At 70.5% G+C, this 22,748-nt stretch carries 24 protein-coding genes, 5 tRNA genes and 1 pseudogene; 14 read left to right on the top strand and 16 right to left on the bottom strand.

Features of this window, described 5'->3' with window-relative positions; genetic code table 11:
• Positions 1 to 63: 63 nt before the first annotated feature.
• The 8 genes from U9R90_RS09175 to rnc all read left to right on the top strand — a co-directional run bounded on the left by U9R90_RS09175 (position 64) and on the right by rnc (position 8,174).
• The gene (locus U9R90_RS09175) at positions 64 to 1,785 is read left to right on the top strand and encodes a DAK2 domain-containing protein (RefSeq protein WP_411055900.1); all 1,722 of its coding nucleotides are present in this window, start codon (positions 64 to 66) and stop codon (positions 1,783 to 1,785) included.
• A 60-nt stretch (positions 1,786 to 1,845) separates the two neighbouring features.
• Positions 1,846 to 4,026, top strand: coding sequence for an ATP-dependent DNA helicase RecG (gene recG / locus U9R90_RS09180; RefSeq protein WP_411055901.1), 2,181 nt, complete (start codon positions 1,846 to 1,848; stop codon positions 4,024 to 4,026).
• 105 nt (positions 4,027 to 4,131) lie between these two features.
• Complete coding sequence (rsmD, locus tag U9R90_RS09185; protein WP_411055902.1) at positions 4,132 to 4,725, top strand: 16S rRNA (guanine(966)-N(2))-methyltransferase RsmD; 594 nt, start codon at positions 4,132 to 4,134, stop codon at positions 4,723 to 4,725.
• Between the two features lie 26 nt (positions 4,726 to 4,751).
• The gene (gene coaD / locus U9R90_RS09190) at positions 4,752 to 5,231 is read left to right on the top strand and encodes a pantetheine-phosphate adenylyltransferase (protein WP_411057688.1); all 480 of its coding nucleotides are present in this window, start codon (positions 4,752 to 4,754) and stop codon (positions 5,229 to 5,231) included.
• 61 nt (positions 5,232 to 5,292) lie between these two features.
• The gene (locus U9R90_RS09195) at positions 5,293 to 6,339 is read left to right on the top strand and encodes a cell division initiation protein (protein WP_411055903.1); all 1,047 of its coding nucleotides are present in this window, start codon (positions 5,293 to 5,295) and stop codon (positions 6,337 to 6,339) included.
• A gap of 176 nt (positions 6,340 to 6,515) precedes the next feature.
• Positions 6,516 to 7,154, top strand: a complete 639-nt coding sequence (locus tag U9R90_RS09200; protein ID WP_411057689.1) for a YceD family protein — start codon at positions 6,516 to 6,518, stop codon at positions 7,152 to 7,154.
• A 2-nt stretch (positions 7,155 to 7,156) separates the two neighbouring features.
• Entirely contained in the window at positions 7,157 to 7,330 is a 174-nt protein-coding gene (gene rpmF / locus U9R90_RS09205; protein ID WP_030361955.1) for a 50S ribosomal protein L32, read from the top strand.
• 19 nt (positions 7,331 to 7,349) lie between these two features.
• Complete coding sequence (rnc, locus tag U9R90_RS09210) at positions 7,350 to 8,174, top strand: ribonuclease III (protein ID WP_411055904.1); 825 nt, start codon at positions 7,350 to 7,352, stop codon at positions 8,172 to 8,174.
• A 591-nt stretch (positions 8,175 to 8,765) separates the two neighbouring features.
• Here rnc and thiD read toward each other — a convergent pair.
• Both thiD and U9R90_RS09220 read right to left on the bottom strand, forming a co-directional pair.
• Positions 8,766 to 9,563 carry a bifunctional hydroxymethylpyrimidine kinase/phosphomethylpyrimidine kinase gene (thiD, locus tag U9R90_RS09215; RefSeq protein WP_411055905.1) on the bottom strand — a complete coding sequence of 266 codons (798 nt, stop codon included), beginning with the start codon at positions 9,561 to 9,563 and terminating at the stop codon, positions 8,766 to 8,768.
• A 1-nt stretch (position 9,564) separates the two neighbouring features.
• Positions 9,565 to 10,530 (bottom strand): thiamine-phosphate kinase, encoded by a 966-nt coding sequence (locus U9R90_RS09220; RefSeq protein ID WP_411055906.1) that lies wholly within the window; start codon positions 10,528 to 10,530, stop codon positions 9,565 to 9,567.
• A gap of 212 nt (positions 10,531 to 10,742) precedes the next feature.
• Between U9R90_RS09220 and U9R90_RS09225 the strand changes: the two genes are divergently transcribed.
• Together U9R90_RS09225 and U9R90_RS09230 are read left to right on the top strand one after the other, a co-directional pair.
• Complete coding sequence (locus U9R90_RS09225) at positions 10,743 to 10,976, top strand: Lrp/AsnC family transcriptional regulator (protein ID WP_206968780.1); 234 nt, start codon at positions 10,743 to 10,745, stop codon at positions 10,974 to 10,976.
• A gap of 20 nt (positions 10,977 to 10,996) precedes the next feature.
• A complete protein-coding gene (locus U9R90_RS09230; RefSeq protein WP_411055907.1) occupies positions 10,997 to 11,482 on the top strand; it encodes a DUF3515 domain-containing protein in 486 nt (161 codons plus the stop codon).
• A gap of 24 nt (positions 11,483 to 11,506) precedes the next feature.
• Here the strand turns inward: U9R90_RS09230 and U9R90_RS09235 are convergent, their stop codons facing one another.
• Genes U9R90_RS09235 through U9R90_RS09245 form a run of 3 tightly spaced genes read right to left on the bottom strand, consistent with a single transcriptional unit; the run spans position 11,507 to position 14,503 of the window.
• A complete protein-coding gene (locus tag U9R90_RS09235) occupies positions 11,507 to 12,679 on the bottom strand; it encodes a D-alanine--D-alanine ligase family protein (RefSeq protein ID WP_411055908.1) in 1,173 nt (390 codons plus the stop codon).
• A 34-nt stretch (positions 12,680 to 12,713) separates the two neighbouring features.
• Complete coding sequence (locus U9R90_RS09240) at positions 12,714 to 13,724, bottom strand: NAD(P)H-dependent glycerol-3-phosphate dehydrogenase (RefSeq protein ID WP_411055909.1); 1,011 nt, start codon at positions 13,722 to 13,724, stop codon at positions 12,714 to 12,716.
• The gene (locus U9R90_RS09245) at positions 13,721 to 14,503 is read right to left on the bottom strand and encodes a lysophospholipid acyltransferase family protein (protein ID WP_411055910.1); all 783 of its coding nucleotides are present in this window, start codon (positions 14,501 to 14,503) and stop codon (positions 13,721 to 13,723) included. The genes U9R90_RS09240 and U9R90_RS09245 overlap by 4 nt, the downstream gene beginning before the upstream one ends.
• Before the next feature lie 144 nt (positions 14,504 to 14,647).
• Between U9R90_RS09245 and cofC the strand changes: the two genes are divergently transcribed.
• Positions 14,648 to 15,313 carry a 2-phospho-L-lactate guanylyltransferase gene (gene cofC, locus U9R90_RS09250; RefSeq protein ID WP_411055911.1) on the top strand — a complete coding sequence of 222 codons (666 nt, stop codon included), beginning with the start codon at positions 14,648 to 14,650 and terminating at the stop codon, positions 15,311 to 15,313.
• A 28-nt stretch (positions 15,314 to 15,341) separates the two neighbouring features.
• Positions 15,342 to 15,554 carry a hypothetical protein gene (locus U9R90_RS09255; RefSeq protein WP_411055912.1) on the top strand — a complete coding sequence of 71 codons (213 nt, stop codon included), beginning with the start codon at positions 15,342 to 15,344 and terminating at the stop codon, positions 15,552 to 15,554.
• 97 nt (positions 15,555 to 15,651) lie between these two features.
• Here U9R90_RS09255 and U9R90_RS09260 read toward each other — a convergent pair whose 3' ends face one another.
• The 4 genes from U9R90_RS09260 to leuC all read right to left on the bottom strand — a co-directional run bounded on the left by U9R90_RS09260 (position 15,652) and on the right by leuC (position 19,045).
• Complete coding sequence (locus tag U9R90_RS09260; protein WP_411055913.1) at positions 15,652 to 16,311, bottom strand: HU family DNA-binding protein; 660 nt, start codon at positions 16,309 to 16,311, stop codon at positions 15,652 to 15,654.
• 125 nt (positions 16,312 to 16,436) lie between these two features.
• Positions 16,437 to 16,682, bottom strand: coding sequence for a hypothetical protein (locus U9R90_RS09265; protein WP_411055914.1), 246 nt, complete (start codon positions 16,680 to 16,682; stop codon positions 16,437 to 16,439).
• Positions 16,683 to 17,015: 333 nt separating this feature from the next.
• A complete protein-coding gene (leuD, locus tag U9R90_RS09270) occupies positions 17,016 to 17,609 on the bottom strand; it encodes a 3-isopropylmalate dehydratase small subunit (RefSeq protein WP_411057690.1) in 594 nt (197 codons plus the stop codon).
• Between the two features lie 8 nt (positions 17,610 to 17,617).
• The gene (leuC, locus tag U9R90_RS09275; RefSeq protein WP_411055915.1) at positions 17,618 to 19,045 is read right to left on the bottom strand and encodes a 3-isopropylmalate dehydratase large subunit; all 1,428 of its coding nucleotides are present in this window, start codon (positions 19,043 to 19,045) and stop codon (positions 17,618 to 17,620) included.
• A gap of 183 nt (positions 19,046 to 19,228) precedes the next feature.
• On the opposite strand from leuC, the gene ndgR reads away from it, so the two are divergent.
• Positions 19,229 to 19,945, top strand: coding sequence for an IclR family transcriptional regulator NdgR (ndgR, locus tag U9R90_RS09280; protein WP_053137572.1), 717 nt, complete (start codon positions 19,229 to 19,231; stop codon positions 19,943 to 19,945).
• Positions 19,946 to 20,071: 126 nt separating this feature from the next.
• Here the strand turns inward: ndgR and U9R90_RS09285 are convergent.
• A pseudogene (locus U9R90_RS09285) lies at positions 20,072 to 20,588 on the bottom strand (DUF4188 domain-containing protein).
• An 83-nt stretch (positions 20,589 to 20,671) separates the two neighbouring features.
• Here U9R90_RS09285 and U9R90_RS09290 point away from each other — a divergent pair.
• A complete protein-coding gene (locus U9R90_RS09290) occupies positions 20,672 to 21,319 on the top strand; it encodes a MerR family transcriptional regulator (RefSeq protein ID WP_411055916.1) in 648 nt (215 codons plus the stop codon).
• Between the two features lie 69 nt (positions 21,320 to 21,388).
• Here the strand turns inward: U9R90_RS09290 and U9R90_RS09295 are convergent.
• From U9R90_RS09295 to U9R90_RS09320, 6 genes are all read right to left on the bottom strand, one after another.
• Positions 21,389 to 21,461 (bottom strand) — tRNA-Glu (locus U9R90_RS09295).
• A gap of 20 nt (positions 21,462 to 21,481) precedes the next feature.
• Positions 21,482 to 21,553 (bottom strand) — tRNA-Gln (locus U9R90_RS09300).
• A gap of 18 nt (positions 21,554 to 21,571) precedes the next feature.
• Positions 21,572 to 21,644: transfer RNA gene (locus U9R90_RS09305), tRNA-Glu, on the bottom strand.
• A gap of 85 nt (positions 21,645 to 21,729) precedes the next feature.
• Positions 21,730 to 21,802 (bottom strand) — tRNA-Glu (locus U9R90_RS09310).
• Positions 21,803 to 21,823: 21 nt separating this feature from the next.
• A tRNA-Gln gene (locus U9R90_RS09315) sits at positions 21,824 to 21,895 on the bottom strand.
• Positions 21,896 to 21,980: 85 nt separating this feature from the next.
• Positions 21,981 to 22,709 (bottom strand): HAD family hydrolase, encoded by a 729-nt coding sequence (locus tag U9R90_RS09320; protein WP_411055917.1) that lies wholly within the window; start codon positions 22,707 to 22,709, stop codon positions 21,981 to 21,983.
• Positions 22,710 to 22,748 lie beyond the last annotated feature (39 nt).

Below are 22,748 nucleotides of genomic sequence, written 5' to 3' on the forward strand. Positions count from 1 at the left end.
GCCCCCCGCGGCCCCCCGGCCGCGAACTACTGTGCGGAACGAACCCGCAGCTAGGAGGCATAGGTGCCGCAGTCGCTCGACGCCGTCGTGGTGCGCACCTGGTGCGGTCTCGCACTGGACACGTTGGGGCGGGCCCGCGAGGAGATCGACGCGATCAACGTCTACCCGGTCGCGGACTCGGACACCGGAACCAACCTTTATCTGACGGTGGAATCTGCGGCCCAGGCGGTCGAGGCGGTCTTCTCGGGACACGAGGCCGCAGGGTCCGCCGAGGGACCTTCGGCGGCAGAGGCGATGCGCGCGATGGCGCACGGCGCGCTGATCGGGGCGCGCGGCAACTCGGGCACGATCCTGGCGCAGCTGCTGCGCGGGATGGCGCAGGTGGTGGCCGCCCAGGGCGAGGGGGCCCACGGCGGCGCGCCCCGGACCCTCTCGGGCGGTGACCTGCTCAGGCTCGCGCTGCGGCGGGCCGCCGACGCCGGGTACCAGGCCGTCGCGCATCCGGTCGAGGGGACGGTCCTGACGGTGGCCACCGCCGCTGCCGACGCGGCCGGGGCCGCCGAAGGCGACTGCGCGGTGACCGCGCGGGCGGCGTACGACGGTGCCCATACGGCCCTGGCGAAGACCCCGGGGCAGCTGACCGTGCTGAAGCGCGCGGGGGTCGTGGACGCGGGCGGCCAGGGTCTGGTGGCCGTGCTCGGGGCCCTGGTGGAGGCGCTGTCAGGCCAGGCGCCGCCCAAGGCCGTACGGCAGATACTCGGCCACGCGCGCGTGGAGCGCGGCGAGCGCGCGGACGACACGGTCGAGGCGACATCGGCGCCCCCGGCGGACTGCGCGCCCGACGCGGTGCCCGACGGCAGCGGCCCCGCCTTCGAGGTGATCTATCTGCTGGAGGCCGACGACCCGGCCGTCGACCGGCTGCGCGACCGCCTGGACACGCTCGGCGACTCCCTGGTCGTGGTCGGCGGCGACGGACTGTGGAACGTCCATGTGCATGTCGACGACGCGGGCGCCGCCGTCGAGGCGGGCGTCGAGGCCGGGCGCCCGTACCGCATCAGGATCACGCACTTCGGGGCACAGGACGCGCACAGTGCGGGCTTCACTCCGCGGCCCCGCGAGCGGGCGCAGCGCGCGGTCGTCGCCGTTGTGCCGGGCGAGGGGCTGGCCGGGCTGTACGCGGAGGCCGGGGCCACCACCGTGCTCGCGCGTCCGGGGGAGCCGCCCGCCAGCGGCGAGCTCGTCGACGCCATCCGCCGCGCCCACGCGCGCGAGGTGGTGCTGCTGCCCAACGACGGGACCCTGCGGCACACCGCGGCCGCCGCCGCCGAGCAGGCCCGTACGGACGGCGTACGGATCGCGCTCATCCCGACCCGCTCCGCCGTGCAGGGCATCGCGGCGCTCGCCGTGCACGAGCCGGACCGCCGCTTCGACGAGGACGTCGTCGCCATGACCTCGGCCGCGGGTGCGACGCGCTACGCCGAACTGGCCGTCGCCGAGCGGCAGTCCTGGACGATGGCCGGGATCTGCCAGGCCGGTGACGTCCTGGGCCTGATCGACGGGGACGTGGCCGTGATCGGCGCCGACCTCCCGGACACGGCCACCACCGTGCTCGACCGGATGCTCGCGGCCGGCGGCGAGATGGTCACGTTGGTACTCGGCGACGGGGTCCCGGACGCTGTCGCGGTACGGCTTGAGGACCATGTACGCGAGGCCCATCTGGCCGTGGACACGGTGGTCTACCGCGGCGGGCGGCAGTCGGCGCTGCTGCTCATCGGCGTGGAGTAGCGCCGCCTTCGGCGCAGGTTTTCCACAGGGTGCCGGTGACTGTCAGCGTCGTGGTGTGCAATGGAACACGTGCCCGCGCTAGAAGAACCGCTCAAGAAACTGCTCGGCCCCGCCACCGCGAAGGTGATGGCCGAGCATCTCGACCTGCACACGGTCGGCGACCTGCTGCACCACTACCCGCGGCGGTACGCGGAGCGAGGTGAGCTCACCCGCCTCGCCGAGCTGCCGCTGGACGAGCATGTGACCGTGGTCGCCCAGGTCGCGAGCGCCCGGGTGCTGAAGTTCAACGGCGGCCGGGGGCAGCGCCTGGAGGTCGTGATCACGGACGGCAGCGGCCAGCTGCAACTCGTCTTCTTCGGCCGGGGCATCCACAAGCCGCACAAGGACCTGCTGCCGGGCACCCGCGCGATGTTCGCGGGCAAGGTGTCCTCCTTCAACCGCAAACTCCAGCTCGCCCACCCGGCGTACGAACTGCTGCGCGGCGCCGACAGCGAGGCGGTCGGCTCCTGGGCCGGTGCGCTGATCCCGATCTATCCGGCCACCGCGAAGCTGGAGTCCTGGAAGATCGCCAAGGCGGTCGACGCGGTGCTGCCCAGCGCCCAGGAGGCCGTCGACCCGCTGCCGCCCGCGCTCCGCGACGGCCGGGGTCTGGTGCCACTGCCCGAGGCCCTGCTGAAGATCCACCGGCCGCACACCAAGGCGGACATCGCGGATGCCAGGGCCCGGCTGAAGTGGGACGAGGCGTTCGTGCTCCAGGTCGCTCTGGCCCGGCGCCGGTTCGCGGAGACCCAGCTGCCCGCCGTGGCGCGGCGGCCCCAACCGGACGGTCTGCTGGACGCCTTCGACGCCAAGCTGCCCTTCACCCTCACCGACGGCCAGCAGAAGGTCTCCCGGGAGATCTTCGACGACCTCGCCACCGAGCATCCGATGCACCGCCTGCTCCAGGGCGAGGTCGGCTCGGGAAAGACCCTGGTGGCGCTGCGCGCGATGCTCGCCGTGGTCGACGCGGGCGGGCAGGCCGCGATGCTCGCGCCCACCGAGGTGCTCGCGCAGCAGCACCACCGCTCGGTCGTCGAGATGATGGGCGAGCTCGCCGAGGGCGGCATGCTGGGCGGTGCCGAGCAGGGCACCAAGGTGGTGCTGCTGACCGGCTCGATGGGCGCCGCCGCCCGCCGTCAGGCCCTGCTCGACCTGGTCACCGGCGAAGCCGGGATCGTCATCGGCACCCACGCGCTGATCGAGGACAAGGTGCAGTTCCACGACCTGGGCCTGGTCGTGGTCGACGAACAGCACCGCTTCGGCGTCGAGCAGCGCGACGCGCTGCGCTCCAAGGGCAAGCAGCCACCGCACCTGCTGGTGATGACCGCGACCCCGATCCCGCGCACGGTGGCCATGACGGTCTTCGGCGACCTGGAGACCTCGGTCCTTGACCAGCTGCCCGCGGGCCGCTCGCCGATCGCCAGCCATGTCGTACCGGCCCAGGACAAGCCGCACTTCCTGGCGCGGGCCTGGGAGCGGGTGCGCGAGGAGGTGGGCAAAGGCCACCAGGCGTACGTCGTCTGCCCGCGGATCGGCGACGGCGACGAGGAGCCGAAGAAGAAGTCCGCCGAAGACGAGGCCGAGAAGCGGCCACCGCTGGCCGTGGTGGAAGTGGCCGAGCAGCTCGCCAAGGGGCCGCTGCAAGGACTGCGCGTCGAGGTGCTGCACGGGCGGATGCCACCGGACGACAAGGACGCGGTGATGCGCCGGTTCGCCGCGGGCGAGGTCGACGTCCTGGTCGCGACGACGGTCATCGAGGTCGGGGTGAACGTCCCCAACGCCACCGCGATGGTGATCATGGACGCGGACCGGTTCGGGGTCTCCCAGCTGCACCAGCTGCGCGGCCGGGTCGGCCGTGGCGCGGCCCCCGGTCTGTGTCTGCTGGTCAGTGAGATGCCGGAGGCCAGCCCCGCGCGGGCCAGGCTCGGCGCGGTGGCCGCGACGCTGGACGGCTTCGAGCTGTCCCGTATCGACCTCGAACAGCGCCGCGAGGGCGATGTGCTGGGCCAGGCCCAGTCCGGTGTCCGGTCCTCGCTGCGGGTGCTGGCGGTCATCGAGGACGAGGAGGTCATCGCCCAGGCCCGCGCGGAGGCGGTGACGCTGGTCGCCGACGACCCGGACCTCACGCGGTACCCGGAGTTGCGCACGGCTCTGGACGCGCTCCTCGACAAGGACCGGGAGGACTATCTGGAGAAGGGCTGAGAAGGTCTGAGAGGGTCTGACCGCCCCCGGCCGGGACTGATCGGGACCGATCGGTCCGTACGCCATATCGTGGGGTGACCGATTCACCGAGCCCGAAGGACGCAGATGACCCGCGTGATCGCCGGACGCGCCGGCGGGCGCCGCCTGTCCGTACCCCCGGGGACCGGCACCCGCCCCACTTCCGACCGCGCGCGCGAAGGCCTGTTCTCCACCTGGCAGTCGCTGCTCGGCGGCCCGCTGGACGGCGAGCGGGTGCTCGACCTGTACGGCGGCTCGGGCGCCGTCGGCCTGGAGGCACTGTCCCGCGGCGCGAGCCACGCCCTGCTGGTCGAGGCCGACGCCCGCGCCGTCCGCACGATCCGGGAGAACGTCCGCTCGCTCGGTCTGCCCGGCGCCGAGGTCAGGGCCGCCAAGGCGGCCCAGGTCGTCGCGACCCCGGCCCCCGGTGACCCGTACGACCTGGTCTTTCTCGATCCTCCCTACGCCGTGAGCGACGACGATCTTCGGGAGATCCTGCTCACACTCCGCACTCAGGGGTGGCTAGCCGACGAAGCGCTCGTCACCGTGGAACGCAGCACCAGAGGCGGCGAGTTCCACTGGCCGGACGGTTTCGCACCACTGAGGTCCCGACGCTACGGCGAAGGCACATTTTGGTACGGTCGCGCCGCCTCTACCTGCGAAGACGCAGAAGCACCATGACCGGACCGGAGAGCGAGGGACTTCAGTTGCGCCGCGCCGTCTGTCCGGGGTCGTACGACCCCGTCACCAATGGACATCTCGACATCATCTCCCGCGCTTCCAAGCTGTACGACGTGGTGCATGTGGTGGTGATGATCAACCAGGCGAAGAAGGGCCTGTTCACGGTCGAGGAGCGGATCGACCTGCTCCGCCAGGTCACCGCGGACTACGGCAACGTCGAGGTCGAGCCGTTCCACGGCCTGCTGGTCGACTACTGCAAGCAGCGCGACATCCCGGCCATCGTCAAGGGCCTGCGCGCGGTCAGCGACTTCGACTACGAGCTGCAGATGGCCCAGATGAACAACGGCCTCTCGGGCGTCGAGACCCTGTTCGTGCCGACCAACCCCACCTACAGCTTCCTTTCCTCGTCTCTGGTGAAGGAGGTCGCGGCCTGGGGCGGCGACGTCTCGCACCTGGTACCGCCGGAGGTCTTCGAGGCTCTCAACAAGCGCCTCACGAAGGGTTGATCAGGAGCTAAAGTCGCCTTGTCCGGCTCCAAGCAACCAGGCAGAGAGTGGCGAGCACCCCGTGGACGTGCAGAAGAAGCTCGACGACATCGTCGAGGCGGTCAAGGGCGCCAAGTCCATGCCGATGTCGGCCTCGTGCGTGATCAACCGCGCCGAGCTGCTGTCGATGCTCGAAGAGGTACGGCAGGCTCTGCCCGGCTCCCTCGCCCAGGCCAGGGAGGTCATCGGCGGCCGGGAGCACCTGGTGGAGCAGGCCCGCCAGGAGGCGGACCGGATCATCGAGGCGGCCCGCGCCGAGCGCGGCTCGCTGATCTCCGACACCGCGGTCGCCCGGCAGTCCCAGGACGAGGGCGAGCGCATCCTCGCCCAGTCCCGCCAGGAGGCCGAGGAGATCCGCGCCGAGGCCGACGACTACGTCGACTCCAAGCTGGCGAACTTCGAGGTCGTCCTCACCAAGACCCTCGGCTCGGTCGGCCGCGGCCGCGAGAAGCTCCTGGGCACCGGCCAGGGCCTGACCGAACAGGGCTACGAGGACCCGGACTTCACCGAGGCCCCCGAGCGCAGCCACGACCCGGAGACCCTGCGCCGACGGGCCGACGAATACGTCGACGTCAAGCTCGGCGCCTTCGAGGCGGTGCTGGCCAAGACCCTGGAAGCGGTCGGCCGCGGCCGTCAGACCCTGCACGGCCGGATGGCCAGCGACGGCCTGGGCGAGCAGCCCGCGGACGCGCTGTCCCAGGAGCACACCAGCGACGCCGACTACCTGGCCGACCTCGCCGAGCCGACGGCGGGCGCCCCCGCGGCACCGTCCCAGCCTCCGTACCCGCCGCAGCAGGACTCGTACGGCTACCAGCAGCAGGATCCGTACGCCTACCAGCAGCAGCAGCAGTACGGCCAGCAGCCCGACCCGTACGGCTATCCGCCGCAGGGTCAGTACGGCGAGCAGCAGGACCCGTACGGATACCCACAGCAGGGGTACGCCCAGCCGGCCCACGGCCAGTCCCCCCACGATCAGTCGGCGCTCGACGAGACCAGTCTCTTCGACACGAGCATGATCAGCATGGAGCAGCTGCGCCAGTACGAACAGGACCGCCCGCAGACCCCCTGACCGGGGTCTGTCACCCACCCTTGGGCACCGGATTGGGCCGACAGCGAATGGTCCAGTATCCTGGCTCTTCGGTCGCGCATACGCCCGCGATCACGGCTGCCCACTCTTCGTGAGAACTCTCGCGAGCGCGAGGTCGGCCACTTCTCGACTTACATGATCTGAAAGCAGGAAACGCCCTGAGCACGCGCCTTGACCACCGCAACCCCCTCGTGTTCGACACACACGAGTTGGGTCGGCGTCCGGGTGCGCTCCAGCGGCTGACCCGCACTATCCAGGCCCCCAAGGACTTCGGTCTCCAGGGGGTCATCGGGACGCCGGAAGGCGACCCGGTGGAACTCGAGCTCCGGCTTGAGTCGGTCATGGAAGGGGTGCTTGTCACAGGCACCGCCCGTGCACGGGTCGAGGGGGAGTGCGTAAGGTGTCTGGAGCCGCTAGAGCGAGAGCTCGTCGCGGACTTCCAGGAAATGTTCTCGTACCCTGACGCCGATGACCGGGGCCGCAGCAAGCAGGCGGAACCGGGCGACGACGCCGAGGACGATGACATGACCCCCCTCGAGGACGGCATGTTCGACCTCGAGCCCGTGCTGCGTGATGCGGTGGTGCTCGCACTGCCGATGCAGCCGGTGTGCCAGGACGACTGCCCGGGTCTGTGCTCCGAGTGTGGAGCGCGGCTCGCGGACGACCCGGACCACCACCATGACGCCGTCGACATTCGTTGGGCGGCACTGCAGGGACTCGCCGGTTCGCTCCAGGACGGCGAGAAGGACAAGAAGAGCGGCGCCGAAGCGGGCGTCGACGAAGAGCAGGAGAAGTAGCCGTGGCTGTTCCGAAGCGGAAGATGTCGCGCAGCAACACGCGCCACCGCCGGTCGCAGTGGAAGGCTGCGGTCCCCACCCTGGTTTCGTGTGAGCGTTGCCAGGAGCCCAAGCTGCAGCACATCGCGTGCCCCGCTTGCGGCACTTACAACAAGCGCCAGGTCCTCGAGGTCTGAGCGGCTGGTGAGAGGCACGATGTCTGAACCGTCAAACGCTAAAAAGCAGGCGGACAACACGGCCTCGTCCCACACGCTTCTGGAAGGGCGGCTCGGGTATCACCTCGAGTCCGCCCTTCTGGTGCGTGCGCTGACCCATCGTTCGTACGCATACGAGAACGGCGGTCTGCCCACCAACGAGCGGCTCGAATTCCTCGGGGATTCGGTGCTCGGCCTGGTGGTCACGGACACGCTGTACCGCACCCACCCCGACCTGCCCGAAGGCCAGCTGGCCAAGTTGCGGGCCGCGGTGGTCAACTCGCGTGCGCTGGCGGAGGTGGGCCGCGGCCTGGACCTCGGTGCCTTCGTCCGGCTCGGCCGGGGCGAAGAGGGCACGGGCGGCAGGGACAAGGCGTCCATCCTCGCCGACACCCTTGAAGCGGTGATCGGCGCTGTCTATCTCGACCAGGGTCTCGACGCGGCCTCCGAACTGGTGCACCGCCTCTTCGACCCGCTGATCGAGAAGTCGTCGAGCCTGGGCGCGGGCCTGGACTGGAAGACCAGTCTGCAGGAGCTCACCGCGACCGAGGGGCTCGGGGTTCCCGAGTACCTGGTCACGGAGACGGGCCCGGACCACGAGAAGACCTTCACAGCTGCTGCCCGCGTCGGGGGCGTCTCGTACGGCACCGGCACCGGCCGCAGCAAGAAGGAAGCGGAGCAGCAGGCAGCCGAGTCCGCGTGGCGTGCGATTCGCGCGTCCGCGGACGAGCGCGCCAAGGCGGCCGAGGCCGCCGAGGCCGCGGTGGTTGCCACCGCGGTGGAGGGGGCGGACGCCGACACCGCCTCCGACACGGCACCCGCCTGACTGAGAGCCGGTCTTTGACCGACACATGACCGTGAATGCCCGCCGGGAGTTCTCCCGGCGGGCATTCACGCGTCACACGGGCGTACGGCCCTGAGCCCGAGCCCACCTCACGGGCACATCCACCGGACCGCAGGCGGAAAGAGACGCGGCGGTGACGGAGGCGGTCCCAGCGGGCCGCAGACGCGAGTCGAGCAACGGGAAAACGTCGGGGCGTGCGCGCCCCCACCGGGCCGCAGACGCGAAGCCGACACGAGGGGACGCGGCGGGGGGTGCGCGCGGACCGCCGACCTAACCGTGCTGCCGGGGGTCCTGTCCATACCGGACAACCCCACGCGCGGGAGCACGTACCCCCCGACGTGGCCCCGCCCCACACGACGGCGGGGCGCAGCACCTTGGCCCGGGCACGCTCCCCGACTGGCGGGGCACGCTCCCCGACCCGGCCCCGCCCCACACGAACGGCGCGCAGCGCCAAGGCGGCGCGCACCCCCGCGGCGAAGGACACGGCGCACCCCGACACGCCCCCGCCCCACAAAGCCTCGGGACGCACCAGCACGGCGGCGGCGAGCACGCCGCATGACCTCAGCCCACCCGCTACGCGCCCCTGAACCGCCAGCCGTGGTCCACCGGGCCGATTCCCGCGCCGAGGGCGAAGCCCGCGGCGATCGCCCCGGTGACATACTCCTTGGCCGCTCGCGCCGCCTCCGGGACCGTCAGCCCCTTGGCCAGCCCCGCGGCGATCGCGCTCGCCAGCGTGCAGCCGGTGCCGTGCGTGTGGCGGTTGTCGTGCCGGGGCGCCCGCAGCCAGTGCTCTTCGGAGCCGTCGGTGAGCAGGTCCGCCGCGTCGCCCGCCAGATGACCCCCCTTGATCAGCGCCCACAGCGGCCCGTAGCCGAGCACCGCATCGGCCGCCCGCCGCATATCAGCCTCTGTCTCGACATGTACGCCGGTGAGCTGCGCGACCTCGTCGAGGTTGGGGGTCGCCACGGTCGCGGCGGGCAGCAGCGCGGTCCGTACGGAGTCGAGAGCCGACGCGGCCAGCAGCGAATCGCCGTGCTTGGAGACGCCCACCGGGTCCACCACCGTCGGCGCGTCGGTCCCGGCGAGCAACTCCGCGACCGCCTCGACCAGTTCGGCCGACGCCAGCATCCCGGTCTTGACCGCGTGCACCCCGATGTCGTCCACCACGCTGCGGTACTGGGCGCGTACCGCCGCCACCGGCAGCTCCCAAGCACCCTGCACACCAAGGGAGTTCTGGGCGGTCACGGCGGTGACCACACTCATACCGTGGGTGCCGAGGGCCAGCATCGTCTTCAAGTCGGCCTGAATGCCCGCGCCGCCACCGGAGTCGGACCCGGCGACCGTCAGCACCAAGGGCGGAGCGACGGCCATCTCAGTCCTCGATCTCGCCGAAGTGGTCCCAGCCGCCCTTGCTGGTCCACGGCGCCCCGTCCACGGTCACCTGCGGCAGCGCCGAGGGGTGGAGCACCTCGCCGATCACCTTCCAGCGGGCGGGCAGCTTCACATCCGGCGGGAACGTCGCGACGATCGCGTGGTCCTCTCCCCCGGTGAGCACCCACTGCATCGGGTCGACGCCGACGGCCTGCGCGATGTCGTTCATCTGCGAGGGGACGTCGATACTGCCGGACTTCACATCGATCCGGACCTTGCTCGCCTCGGCGATGTGCCCGAGATCGGCGATCAGACCGTCACTGACGTCCGCCATCGCGCTCGCGCCAAGGCCCGCGGCCGCGGGACCCGCGTGGTACGGCGGCTCCGGCCTGCGGTGCGCCTCCACGAAGGCACGCGGCGAGCGGAAGCCGCGCGAGAGCACCGCGTACCCGGCGGCCGACCAGCCCAACCAGCCGGTGTACGCGACGACATCGCCCGGCTGTGCGCCCGCCCGGGTCACCGGGTCGTGGTTGCGCAGATCGCCGAGTGCGGTGATGGACACGGTGATGGTGTCCCCGCGTACGACATCGCCGCCGACCACGGCCGCGCCCGCGACCTGGCACTCGTCGCGCAGCCCGTCCATCAGCTCGGTGGCCCAGGTGACCGGCAGCTCGGCCGGGACCACCAGGCCGAGCAGCAGCGCGGTCGGCACGGCGCCCATCGCGGCGATGTCCGCGAGGTTCTGCGCGGCCGCCTTGCGCCCGACGTCGTACGCCGTGGACCAGTCACGGCGGAAGTGCCGGCCTTCGAGCAGGATGTCGGTACTGGCCACCACCCTGCGGTCGGGGGCGGCCACGACCGCGGCGTCGTCGCCGGGGCCCAGTCGTACCGCCGGAGTGGTGGTGAGCCGGGAGGTGAGCTCCCTGATCAGCCCGAACTCCCCGAGCTCGCCGACGGTGCCCTTCATTGGTGTACCCCTTCTGCGCCAGTCCGCTTGCGGTCGCGGGCCGCTGTGGCCACGGGTACCGTCAACAGATACGTCGATTTCGTCAACTTCGGTTGTCCGCACGCCATACTGTCCACGCCACAGGCCCCGCGGGTCTCCCCGCGACGTGCGGCGACGCGATACCGTGGCGTCTCTTTCCCCCACATGATCCTCGTGGCCGCCCTGGAGGTTCCGTGGTACAGGCGTACATCCTGATTCAGACCGAGGTAGGCAAGGCGTCGACCGTCGCCGACCTCATTGGCAAGATTCCCGGAGTGATCCAGGCCGAGGACGTGACCGGACCCTACGATGTCATCGTGCGCGCCCAGGCCGACACAGTCGATGAACTCGGCCGTATGGTGGTCGCCAAAGTCCAGCAAGTGGACGGCATTACTCGCACGCTGACCTGCCCGGTCGTGCACTTGTAGCCCCCGTCTACCCTTGGCCGGTGAAGCTTTTCCATCGCCGGCTCGGCTTTCTGCCTGCCCTCGGTCTGCTGGTCGCCGCCGTGGGCTGCTCGTCAACGGACGACACGGCGTCGGCCGCGGTTCCCTCGCCCGACTCGCGGTCCGCCGCGGCGTGCCGCGGTCTGCACGGCGAGCTGCCGCGGCAGCTGGACGGACTCGACCGCGCCGACCCCACACCACGCTCCGAGCTGACCGCGGCCTGGGGAGGCTCGGCGATCATACTGCGCTGCGGTGTCCCCCGCCCCGCCCGGATGAGCGACCAGAACGCGGACACCGCCGAGGTGAACGGCATCGGCTGGCTGGTCGAGCGGCAAGGCGACGGAGGGGTCCGCGTCACCAGCGCGCTGCGCGAGGCGTACATCGAGGTCACGCTCGACAAGAAGCGGGCCGAGACCGGTGGCCTCGGCCCGCTCACGGACCTCGCGGGGCCCATCAAGAAGACGGTGCCGGAAGGAATCGCGGGCTGACACCCGCACGCTCCGCGCTACGCGCTAACGCAGCCCCGTGGAGCGGCGCAGGGCCGCCTGCAGCAGGCGGTCCACCAGCTCCGCGTAGCCGACGCCGCTCTCCTGCCACATCCGCGGGTACATCGAGATCGGCGTGAAGCCCGGCATCGTGTTGATCTCGTTGATCACGAACTGGCCGTCGTCGGTGAGGAAGAAGTCCGCGCGCACCAGGCCCTCGCAGGCCGCCGCCTCGAAGGCCTCGACCGCGAGCCGCTGCACATCGGCGGTCTGCTCGTCGGTGAGCGGCGCGGGCACGATGCCGGACGCCGAGTCGATGTACTTGGCCTCGAAGTCGTAGAAGTCGTGGTCGGAGACCGGCGGGATCTCGGCCGGCAGGCTGGCCCGCGGCCCGTCCTCGAACTCCAGCACCCCGCACTCGATCTCGCGGCCCCGCAGCAGCGCCTCGACCAGGATCTTCGGGTCGTGCCGCTGTGCCTCCTCGATCGCCTCGTCCAGGCCCTCGAAGGACTCGACCTTGGTGATGCCGATCGAGGAACCGGCCCGCGCGGGCTTCACGAAGAGCGGCCAGCCGTGCTCACCGGCGAACTCGACGATCTTCTTGCGGGCCATGTCGCGGTCTTCGGCCCACTCGCGGGGGCGGATCACCACGTACGGGCCGACGCGCAGCCCGAAGGAGGTGAACACCCGCTTCATGTACTCCTTGTCCTGGCCGACGGCGGAGGCCAGCACGCCCGAGCCGACGTACGGCGTCCCGGACAGCTCCAGGAGGCCCTGGAGGGTGCCGTCCTCGCCGTACGGGCCGTGCAGGACTGGGAAGACGACGTCGACCTCGCCGAGCGCCTTGGGCACGGAGCCCGGCTCGGCGTACACCACCTCGCGGTTGCCCGGGTCGAGCGGCAGCACCACGCCGCCCGCGGCGGACTCGGCGAGCTGCGCCACGTCCGGCAGGGTGCGGTCGGTGATGGCCATCCGCTCGGGGTCGTCCGTGGTCAGCGCCCAGCGGCCGTCGCTGGTGATGCCGATCGGCAGGACGTCGTACTTCGTACGGTCGATCGCCCGCATGACGGCGCCGGCCGTGACGACCGAGATGCCGTGCTCGGAGCTGCGTCCGCCGAACACGACGGCCACACGCGGCTTCCTGGGCTCCCCTCCGGGCGAGGAGGGGACCGGGCTCTGGGGGGAGGTCTCGCTGCTCATATCGGGTTGAGCGTACCTGCTGGTAGGGCGAGAGTCAGCGTCGCTCGGGCTTGGCACTGCGGGACATCAGTTCCTTGAGCGCGACCACCGGGGGCTTGCCCTCGTGCACGATGCCCACCACGGTCTCGGTGATGGGCATGTCGACGCCGTAGCGATGCCCCAGCTCCAGTACGGATTCACAGGACTTGACGCCTTCGGCGGTCTGCTTGGTGACCGCGATCGTCTCCTCGAGCGTCATTCCCTTGCCGAGGTTGGTACCGAAGGTGTGGTTGCGCGACAGCGGCGACGAGCAGGTGGCCACCAGGTCGCCGAGGCCCGCGAGTCCGGAGAAGGTCAGCGGGTCGGCGCCCATGGCGAGGCCGAGCCGGGTGGTCTCGGCCAGACCGCGGGTGATCAGCGAGCCCTTGGTGTTGTCACCGAGGCCCATGCCGTCGGCGATGCCCACGGCGAGACCGATGACGTTCTTGACGGCGCCGCCGAGTTCGCAGCCCACCACGTCGGTGTTGGTGTACGGGCGGAAGTACGGGGTGTGGCAGGCGGCCTGCAGCCGCTGGGCGACGGCCTCGTCACGGCAGGCGACCACGGCGGCGGCGGGCTGCCTGGCGGCGATCTCGCGGGCCAGGTTGGGCCCGGTGACGACCGCGATGCGCTCGGGTCCCGCCTTGGTGACGTCCTCGATGACCTCGCTCATCCGCATCGCGGAGCCGAGTTCGACGCCCTTCATCAGGGAGACCAGAACGGTGTCGGGTGCCAGCAGCGGCGCCCAGGCGGCGAGGTTGCCGCGGAGCGTCTGCGAGGGCACGGCGAGCACCGTGAAGTCCGCGTCCCGGGCAGCGTCGGCGGGGTCCGTGGTGGCCCGCATCCGCTCCGGGAGTTCGACGCCGGGCAGGTAGTCGGGGTTCTGGCGGGTGGAGTTGACCGCCTGGACGAGCTCTTCGCGGCGCCCCCACAGGGTCACCTCGCAGCCCGCGTCAGCGAGCACCATGCCGAAGGCCGTACCCCAGGAACCTGTGCCGAAGACGGCTGCCTTCACCGGCCGTGTCACTTCTCGTCCTCCAAGGACTTGGTGCGGTCGGACCTGCTGCGGTCCACGGCCTTGAGCCGCTGTTCGATGCGCGCTTGGCGCGGGTCGTAGGGGGTTGGCGGGGCCTGCTCGCCGCGGAGTTCCTCCAGCAGTTCGGTGACCGCGGCCATGATGAGCTCGGTCACCTCCTTGAGTACCTCCGGGGTCGGCTCCTTGTCGTAGAAGCGCGCGAGGTCGACCGGCGCTCCGGCCCGTACCCGGAAGGTCTTGCGCGGGAAGAGCCGGAACTTCTTGTCCTTGGCGTACGGCGGCATCGCGAGGTGCGCACCCCACTGGGCCACCGGCACGACGGGGCACTTGGTGCGCAGCGCGACCCGGGCGACACCGGTCTTGGCGGTCATCGGCCACAGTTCGGGGTCGCGGGTGAGGGTGCCTTCGGGGTAGAAGGCCACGCACTCGCCGCGCTCGATGGCGTCGAGTGCGGCGCGGAAGGAGTCGAGCGCGTTGGTGCTCTCCCGGTAGACCGGGATCTGTCCCGTACCGCGCATCATCGTGGCGACAAAACCGCCCTTGAAAAGGCTGTCTTTTGCCAGGAATCGTGGCACTCGTCCGCTGTTGTACTGGAAGTGCCCATACGCCAGGGGGTCCAGATACGAGTTGTGATTGATCGCGGTGATAAATCCACCGTCGACGGGAATGTGTTCCATTCCGTGCCAGTCCCGCTTGAACAGAACCACCAGCGGCGGTTTTGCGATCACCGCTGCCAGGCGGTACCAGAAGCCGATTCTGCGGCGGGACACTCGGACACCTTCCTCTACGGGCCTACTGCGCTGGTGCGCCGCACAAGTGTCGCCCCAGGCCCCCCGTCTGTCGAGAACGTAAGAGAACACCGTACGCCTGCGGATCTCCCCCGGACTCCCCCGCGGCAAGCAAGAATGGGCCCGATGCGCACCGATGCCGACCGGGCCGCGGCCTCCGCGTGGACCCTGGTCATACCCCTGAAGCCCTTGATCCGGGCGAAAAGCAGGCTCGCGGACACCGCGGGGGACGGCCTGCGCCCCTCGCTGGCGCTCGCCTTCGCCCAGGACACGGTGGCCGCCGCGGCGGCCTGCCCGGCCGTACGGGATGTGGTGGTCGTCACGGACGACGCGCGCGCCGCGCGGGAGCTGGGGGTGCTCGGCGCCAGGGTGGTGCGGGACGAGCCCGCCGGTGGGCTCAACGCCGCGCTGGCGCACGGAGCGCGGAGCGCGCGAGCGATGCGGCCCGCGGCGGCTGTGGCGGCCCTGAACGCCGATCTGCCGGCGCTGCGGCCCGTGGAATTGCGCCGCGTACTGGACGCGGCCGCGTCATTCCCCCGTGCTTTTCTCGCCGATGCCGCGGGAATCGGCACGACCCTGCTCGCCGCCGCGCCGGGCGTGGAATTGCGGCCCGCTTTCGGCGGGGCCTCGCGGGCCCGGCATCTGGCGTCCGGGGCCGCGGAACTGCTGACGCCCGACGTGGACTCCGTACGCCAGGACGTGGACACCGGCGCCGACCTGGCCGCGGCCCGCCGCCTCGGCCTGGGGCCGCGCACCGCGCGGGCCACGTTGGCGCTGCGCCCCGCCCAATAGGGCACGGCCCGCCCGCTAGGCTGCGGGCATGCAGGCGACCTCGTACACATACGACCCCGAGACCCGCTGCGGCAGTGTGCTCCTTGACGACGGCACCCCGGTGCCGTTCGACGCCGCCGCCTTCGACGCGGGCGGGCTGCTGCTGTTGCGGGTCGGACAGCGGGTCCGTATCGAGGTTGACGAGAGCACCAAAACGGGCGGCCAGCCCCGCATCACCCTCGTCACGCTCCAGACCCTCTGAGGGCCGCCCTACGGGGCCCTGAACGCACGCGGGCCGGGCTCCCCGTAGGGAGCCCGGCCCGGCGCGTGAGTAGTTCCCAGTAAGCCCTGGGCCCCGCCTACTTCTTCTTGGCGGTGGTCTTCTTGGCGGTGGTCTTGCGCGCCGTGGACTTCTTCGCGGGCGCCTTCTTCGCCGTGGCCTTCTTGGCGGGGGCGGTCTTCTTCGCCGTCGCCTTCTTGGCCGGGGCCGCCTTCTTGGCGGTCGTCTTCTTCGCCGCGGTCTTCTTGGCCGTCGCCGCCTTCTTGGCGGTGGTCTTCTTCGCCGTGGTCTTCTTGGCGGTGGCCTTCTTGGCCGTGGTCGCCTTCTTCGCGGGAGCCGCCTTCTTGGCGGTGGCCTTCTTCGCCGTCGCCTTCTTGGCGGCGGCCTTGGCGGTGGTCTTCGTACCGCCCGAAAGGCTGCCCTTGGGCGCCTTCTTGACGGCGACATCGTGCTTCGGGAGCTTCTTCGAGCCGCTCACCAGGTCCTTGAAGCCCTGACCCGCACGGAAGCGGGGCACCGAGGTCTTCTTGACCCGGACGCGCTCGCCAGTCTGCGGGTTGCGGGCGTACCGGGCCGGCCGGTCGACCTTCTCGAACGAGCCGAAGCCGGTGACCGAGACCCGGTCACCACCGACGACCGCACGCACGATGGCGTCGAGTACGGCGTCGACCGCGTCGGCGGCCTGCTGACGCCCACCAAGCTTGTCGGCAATCGCTTCTACGAGCTGCGCCTTGTTCACGTCTTCCCCTTCGGAGACATTGCCCGAACGAATCTGTTCAAGCTTTTTCGCACGTTAGGCAGATGTATACCGCAAATCAAACACGAAACGGGCTAATCACCCTTGTGCCGCAACGAACTCGACCGTCACTCGGTGACATCGGTGGAGGGATCTTCGGGAAAACGACCCTCGTCGATGTCCTTCATCAGCCGGTCCAGTCGCCTTGCCGCATCGGTGAGATCGTGTTTGGCCGCGGCCGTTACGACCAGCAGCTTCCGGGTCAGCGCCATCCGTACGCCCTCCGGGACTTGCAGTGCGCGCACCACAGCGTGCGCTTCTTTCAGCCGGTCCGCGACGAGGCCGTAGAGCTCAAGTTGGCTGTCGCGGTCCATGCACCGATTGTGCCATCTGAGTCGAGTTGTCGCCCCACGAGGCCTCAGCGTGCCGTCCAAATGGGGCGATCGGCCCGCCTGGAGCGGGCAAGTCGACCCTGGACGGCACCCTCGACCCGGTGGCTGAAAATCGCCCAACTCATCGTAGGCCAGGATCGGTTGTGGACGGCGACGGCGGGTCCGCAAAACGCCGAACCGCGGCCTGCGCACAGACCGCGGTTCGGATGGATCGGGTGGTTCGGATGGCTCAAGCGGGTGGTGGCCGACGGCTCAAGCCGGTGGTGGCCGACCGCTCAAGCAGGCCGTGGGCGACGGCCCGAGCAGCTCGCGGGATCAGGCCTGCAGGGTGCTCGGCTTGTGCGCGGGACGCCCCGCCTCGTACGCCACGATGTCGCTCTCGTTCTGCAGCGTGATGCTGATGTCGTCAAGGCCGTTCAGCAGCCGCCAGCGGGCGTTCTCGTCCAGCTCGAAGTCGGCGGTGACGCCTTCGGCCCGCACCTGCCGGTCGTTGAGGTCGACCGTGATCTCGGCCGTCGGGTCGGCCTCGACGAGCTCCCACAGCCGGTCCACGGTCTCCTGCGGCAGAACCACCGTCAGCAGGCCGTTCTTGAGCGAGTTGCCGCGGAAGATGTCCGCGAACCGCGAGGAGATGACGGTCTTGAAGCCGTAGTTCTGCAGCGCCCAGACGGCGTGCTCGCGGGAGGACCCGGTACCGAAGTCGGGACCGGCCACCAGGACCGTGGCCCCTTTGCGCTCGGGGCGGTTGAGCACGAACTCCGGGTCCTTGCGCCAGGCCTCGAAGAGCCCGTCCTCGAAGCCGTCGCGGGTGACCTTCTTCAGCCAGTGGGCCGGGATGATCTGGTCGGTGTCGACGTTCGAGCGGCGCAGCGGGACGGCCCGCCCGGTGTGGGTGGTGAATGCTTCCATGGCCATGGTTATCGGGCTCCGGCGGTCACGGGGGTGTCGGACAGGTCGGCCGGCGATGCCAGGTGGCCCAGGACCGCGGTGGCCGCGGCGACCTGGGGCGAGACCAGGTGGGTACGGCCGCCCTTGCCCTGCCTGCCTTCGAAGTTGCGGTTGGAGGTGGAGGCGGAACGCTCACCGGGCGCCAGCTGGTCGGGGTTCATGCCCAGACACATCGAGCAGCCCGCGTGCCGCCATTCGGCCCCCGCGGCGGTGAAGACCTTGTCCAGGCCCTCCTCGACGGCCTGCAGGGCGACCCGGACCGATCCGGGTACGACCAGCATGCGTACGCCGTCGGCGACTTTGCGGCCCTCGACGAGCGCGGCGGCGGCCCTGAGGTCCTCGATCCGGCCGTTGGTGCAGGAGCCGACGAAGACGGTGTCGACCTTGATGTCGCGCAGCGGCTGCCCGGCCTGAAGGCCCATGTACTCCAGGGCCTTCTCGGCCGCCAGCCGCTCCGAAGCGTCTTCGTACGAAGCCGGATCGGGGACGGACGACGAGAGCGGAGCGCCCTGGCCGGGGTTGGTGCCCCAGGTGACGAACGGCGCGAGCGAGGCGGCGTCGATGACGACCTCGGCGTCGAAGACGGCGTCGTCGTCGGACTTCAGGGTCTTCCAGTACGCGACCGCGGCGTCGAAGTCCGCGCCCTGCGGGGCGTGCGGGCGGCCCTCGATGTAGTCGAACGTGGTCTGGTCCGGGGCGATCATGCCCGCCCGGGCGCCGGCCTCGATCGACATGTTGCAGATGGTCATCCGGGCCTCCATCGAGAGCTTCTCGATGGCGGAGCCGCGGTATTCGAGGATGTAGCCCTGGCCGCCGCCGGTGCCGATCTTGGCGATGATGGCCAGGATCAGGTCCTTGGCGGTGACGTCGTCGCCCAGTTCGCCCTCGACCGTGATGGCCATGGTCTTGGGGCGGGCAAGCGGCAGTGTCTGGGTGGCCAGTACGTGCTCGACCTGCGAGGTGCCGATGCCGAACGCCAGCGCGCCGAAGGCGCCGTGCGTCGAGGTGTGCGAGTCGCCGCAGACCACGGTGGTGCCGGGCTGGGTCAGGCCCAGCTGCGGGCCCACCACGTGGACGACGCCCTGCTCGACGTCGCCGAGCGGGTGCAGCCGTACGCCGAACTCCGCGCAGTTCTTGCGCAGCGTCTCCAGCTGGGCGCGCGAGACCGGGTCCGCGATCGGCTTGTCGATGTCGAGGGTCGGGGTGTTGTGGTCCTCGGTGGCGATGGTCAGATCCAGCCGCCGCACCGGGCGTCCGGCCTGCCGCAGGCCGTCGAAGGCCTGGGGGCTGGTGACCTCGTGCAGCAGGTGCAGATCGATGAAGAGAAGGTCGGGCTCGCCCTCGGCGCGCCGGACGACATGGTCGTCCCAGACCTTTTCCGCGAGTGTCCTACCCATCGCTTTCCCTTCGGCCGAATTGATGTCTCGGCCCCACTAGAGAGGTGACCGCCGACGCCCGTACCCCTCGTACCGGGCGTGCAGCGCCGTGCCCGTTGGTTCGCGGGCGCTGTCTGTACAGGGTGGCAAGTTCACGGGAAAATTGAACTTGCGTTTCACAGAGTGAGACGCGAGTATCGTTGCATGGACAACTCTAGCGGCGTCGGCGTTCTGGACAAGGCGGCCCTTGTCTTGAGCGCCCTGGAGTCCGGTCCGGCCACCCTCGCGGGGTTGGTCGCGGCCACCGGACTCGCAAGACCCACGGCACATCGCCTCGCCGTGGCACTGGAACACCACCGGATGGTGGCGCGGGACATGCAGGGCCGGTTCATTCTCGGCCCCCGGCTGGCCGAGCTGGCCGCGGCAGCGGGCGAGGACCGCCTGCTGGCGACCGCGGGCCCCGTGCTGACCCATCTCCGCGACGTGACCGGCGAGAGCGCCCAGCTCTACCGCCGCCAGGGCGACATGCGCATCTGTGTCGCCGCGGCGGAGCGGCTGTCCGGACTGCGGGACACCGTGCCGGTCGGCTCCACGCTGACCATGAAGGCCGGCTCGTCGGCGCAGATCCTGATGGCCTGGGAGGAGCCGGAGCGCCTGCACCGCGGCCTCCAGGGCGCCCGTTTCACGGCGACCGCGCTGTCCGGCGTACGGCGCCGTGGCTGGGCGCAGTCGATCGGCGAGCGGGAGCCTGGCGTGGCCTCGGTCTCGGCGCCGGTGCGCGGCCCGTCGAACCGCGTGGTCGCCGCCGTATCGGTCTCCGGGCCGATCGAGCGGCTGACCCGGCATCCGGGCCGGATGCACGCCCAGGCCATCATCGACGCGGCGGGCAGGCTCTCCGAGGCCCTGCGCCGCACCGGCTGACCCGCACCGCACACCCGGAGCCCGCCTCAACGCCGCGGCGGGCCCGTCAGGCGCCCTGCCCGTCCACAGGGCGCACCCGAACCATCCGCACCTCCCGTAACTTTCGTAACTCCCCTATCTCTCCGCTCAGATCGCCCGTAGCCGGTCGGCCGCCCGCTCCCCGCGGCGGCCGACCGGCTCTGTGCCGTATGCCCCCCCCCCCCCCCGGCTCTGTGCCGTATGCGGCACCGAGACCGTAGGCGGGCATGTTCACGTACACGTTCTCGTAGCGCCCGGCGGGGACCACATAGGTCTCGTGCCAGATGCCCACCGCCCCCTTGGCGCCACGCGCGCGACGGTTGAACTCCGCCCACGCGGGCCGGTGTTCCCTGCTCCGGTCGGCCGCGTAGGCGAGCAGCTTCTCCTTGGACTCCCAGTACTGGACCACGTAGTAGGTCCGTGGCCCACCGGCGAGCAGGTGATGGCCGAGCAGCCCGCTCCCCTTGTCCCGGCTCAGCTCACGGAGCATGCGCGGCATCGCCGCCAGCGTCCGCGGCCAACTCCGCAACGCCCGCAGACGGTTGATCCGCATCCCGATCAGGAAGACGACGACGTCGCCGTCCGCGGTCGCGGTCATGCGCTGGTTGATCGGCTTGCTGCTCATGGGGCCCCCTTGCCGTCAGGTATTGGATAGCCTCGCTATCCATGTATAGATAGTGGCACTCTCCAATGAAGGGCGCAAGGGCGATGAGACTGGCGGAACTGAGTGAGCGCAGCGGGGTCTCCACCGCAACGATCAAGTACTACCTGCGGGAGCGGCTGCTGCCGCCGGGCCGCCGGGTCAGTGCCACACAGGCGGAGTACGACGAGGGCCATCTGCGCCGGCTGCGCCTGGTGCGGGCACTCATCCAGGTGGGCCGGATTCCGGTGGCCAAAGCGCGCGACGTCCTGGGGGCCGTCGACGACGACTCCCTCGACCCTCATCTGCGCCTGGGCGCGGCCGTGTGGGCGCTGCCGCACGAGCCGCAGCCGGACGCCGCCGACACCTCGTACGAACCCGCTCTGCGGGCGGCCGACGCCCTGCTCGGGGAGGTCGGCTGGGGGTTCAGCCGCGAGGAGGGCGAGACCTCGCCCGCGTACCGGATGCTGGTCGGCGCGATCGCCACGCTGCACCGGCTCGGATACCCCTGTGACGTACGGCATTTGCTGCCGTACGCCCGCGTCGCGGACCAACTCGCCGAGGCCGATCTGCAGTTGGTGGGCGAGCAGGAGTCAGCGGACGGGCAGATCGAGGCCGCGATCGCGGTGACCGTGCTCTATGAACCCGTCCTGCTGAGCCTGCGCCGGCTGGCCCAGGCGGAGGAGTCCAACCGCCGCTTCGGGCAAGGGGGATGAGGTCCGCGGGGAGAGGGTGCGGGAACGGCGAAGAGGCCCTTCCACGCGGGAAGGGCCTCTTCGGTGACGTACCCCCGACCGGATTCGAACCGGCGCTACCGCCTTGAGAGGGCGGCGTGCTAGGCCGCTACACAACGGGGGCCTGTCTGCATTTTTACTGCGCTGGGCTACCAGGACTCGAACCTAGAACAACGGAACCAGAAACCGTCGTGTTGCCAATTACACCATAGCCCACTGGTCTAGACCAGCAAGTACCCCCGACCGGATTCGAACCGGCGCTACCGCCTTGAGAGGGCGGCGTGCTAGGCCGCTACACAACGGGGGCCCTAGCGATCCCCATCCGACAGGAGCCGGATGGATGTCACCGCGTTCCACCGGGTGCGACCCAGGTGATCCGCAGGATGGATCTGTACCCCCGACCGGATTCGAACCGGCGCTACTGCCTTGAGAGGGCAGCGTGCTAGGCCGCTACACAACGGGGGCGTTGCAGATAAGCTCTGCGAGCTGGCCTACCAGGACTCGAACCTAGACTAACGGAACCAGAAACCGTCGTGCTGCCAATTACACCATAGGCCACCAAAACACAACCCCCAGAGGAGATCTTGTTCGGCTTGCGCCCCCTGCCCGGCCTGTCGGCCCGGCGAGCGGCGCAGGAAGAACATTACCCGAAGGTGGACGGCGCTCCAAAACGGGTATCGCCGCTCAACAGCGCGGGGAGCTCGGCGAGGCTCGCGATCCGGTGTACGCCTGACGGGACTTCACGCCGATCGCCGCTCCGGTCGAGCCAGATGCCCCACAGTCCGGCGTCGCGTGCACCGCGCGCGTCGATCTCCGGCTGGTCCCCGACGTAGGCCACCTCACCGGGCGCGAGACCCAGTGCCCGGCACGCGGCCAGGAACGCCTCCGCGGCCGGTTTGGACACTCCCAGCTCCGCCGCGCACAGCACCGCCTCGAAGCGGTCCCGCACCCCCAGGGCGCGCAGCTTGCGCTCCTGGGGGTCGGCGGCGGAGTTGGAGAGCACCGCGTGCCGGTAGTCGTCGGCGAGGGCGTCGAGGGCGGGCACGGTGTCGGGGAAGAGCGACCAGGCCGACTCGTAGTGACCGAGGTAACGGTCGAACCAGGCGTCGGCTTCGGCGTCGGTCAGCCCCGGGGCCCGTACGAAGTCCCGTACCCGGTCGCGGCGCTGCTCGTCGAAGCCGACCTCGCCGGCGCCGAAGCGGGCCCAGTGCCGCTCGGTGATCTCTTTCCAGTGGCTGAGCGCCTGCCGCGCGGTGCCGTAGCGCGCGGACAGCCCCTCGGCGATGAGGTGTGCGCGGATGCCGGTGCTGTCGGCATGCGCGTAGTCGAAGATCGTGTCGTCGATGTCCCAGACCACCGCTTTGACCGGCATAGCTTCGACGGTACGCGAAGGGACCGGAAGCCGTGGTGG

Origin of the sequence: Streptomyces sp. E11-3 (assembly GCF_046540415.1) — a bacterium.
In the GTDB taxonomy this organism is placed as follows: Bacteria; Actinomycetota; Actinomycetes; order Streptomycetales; family Streptomycetaceae; genus Streptomyces.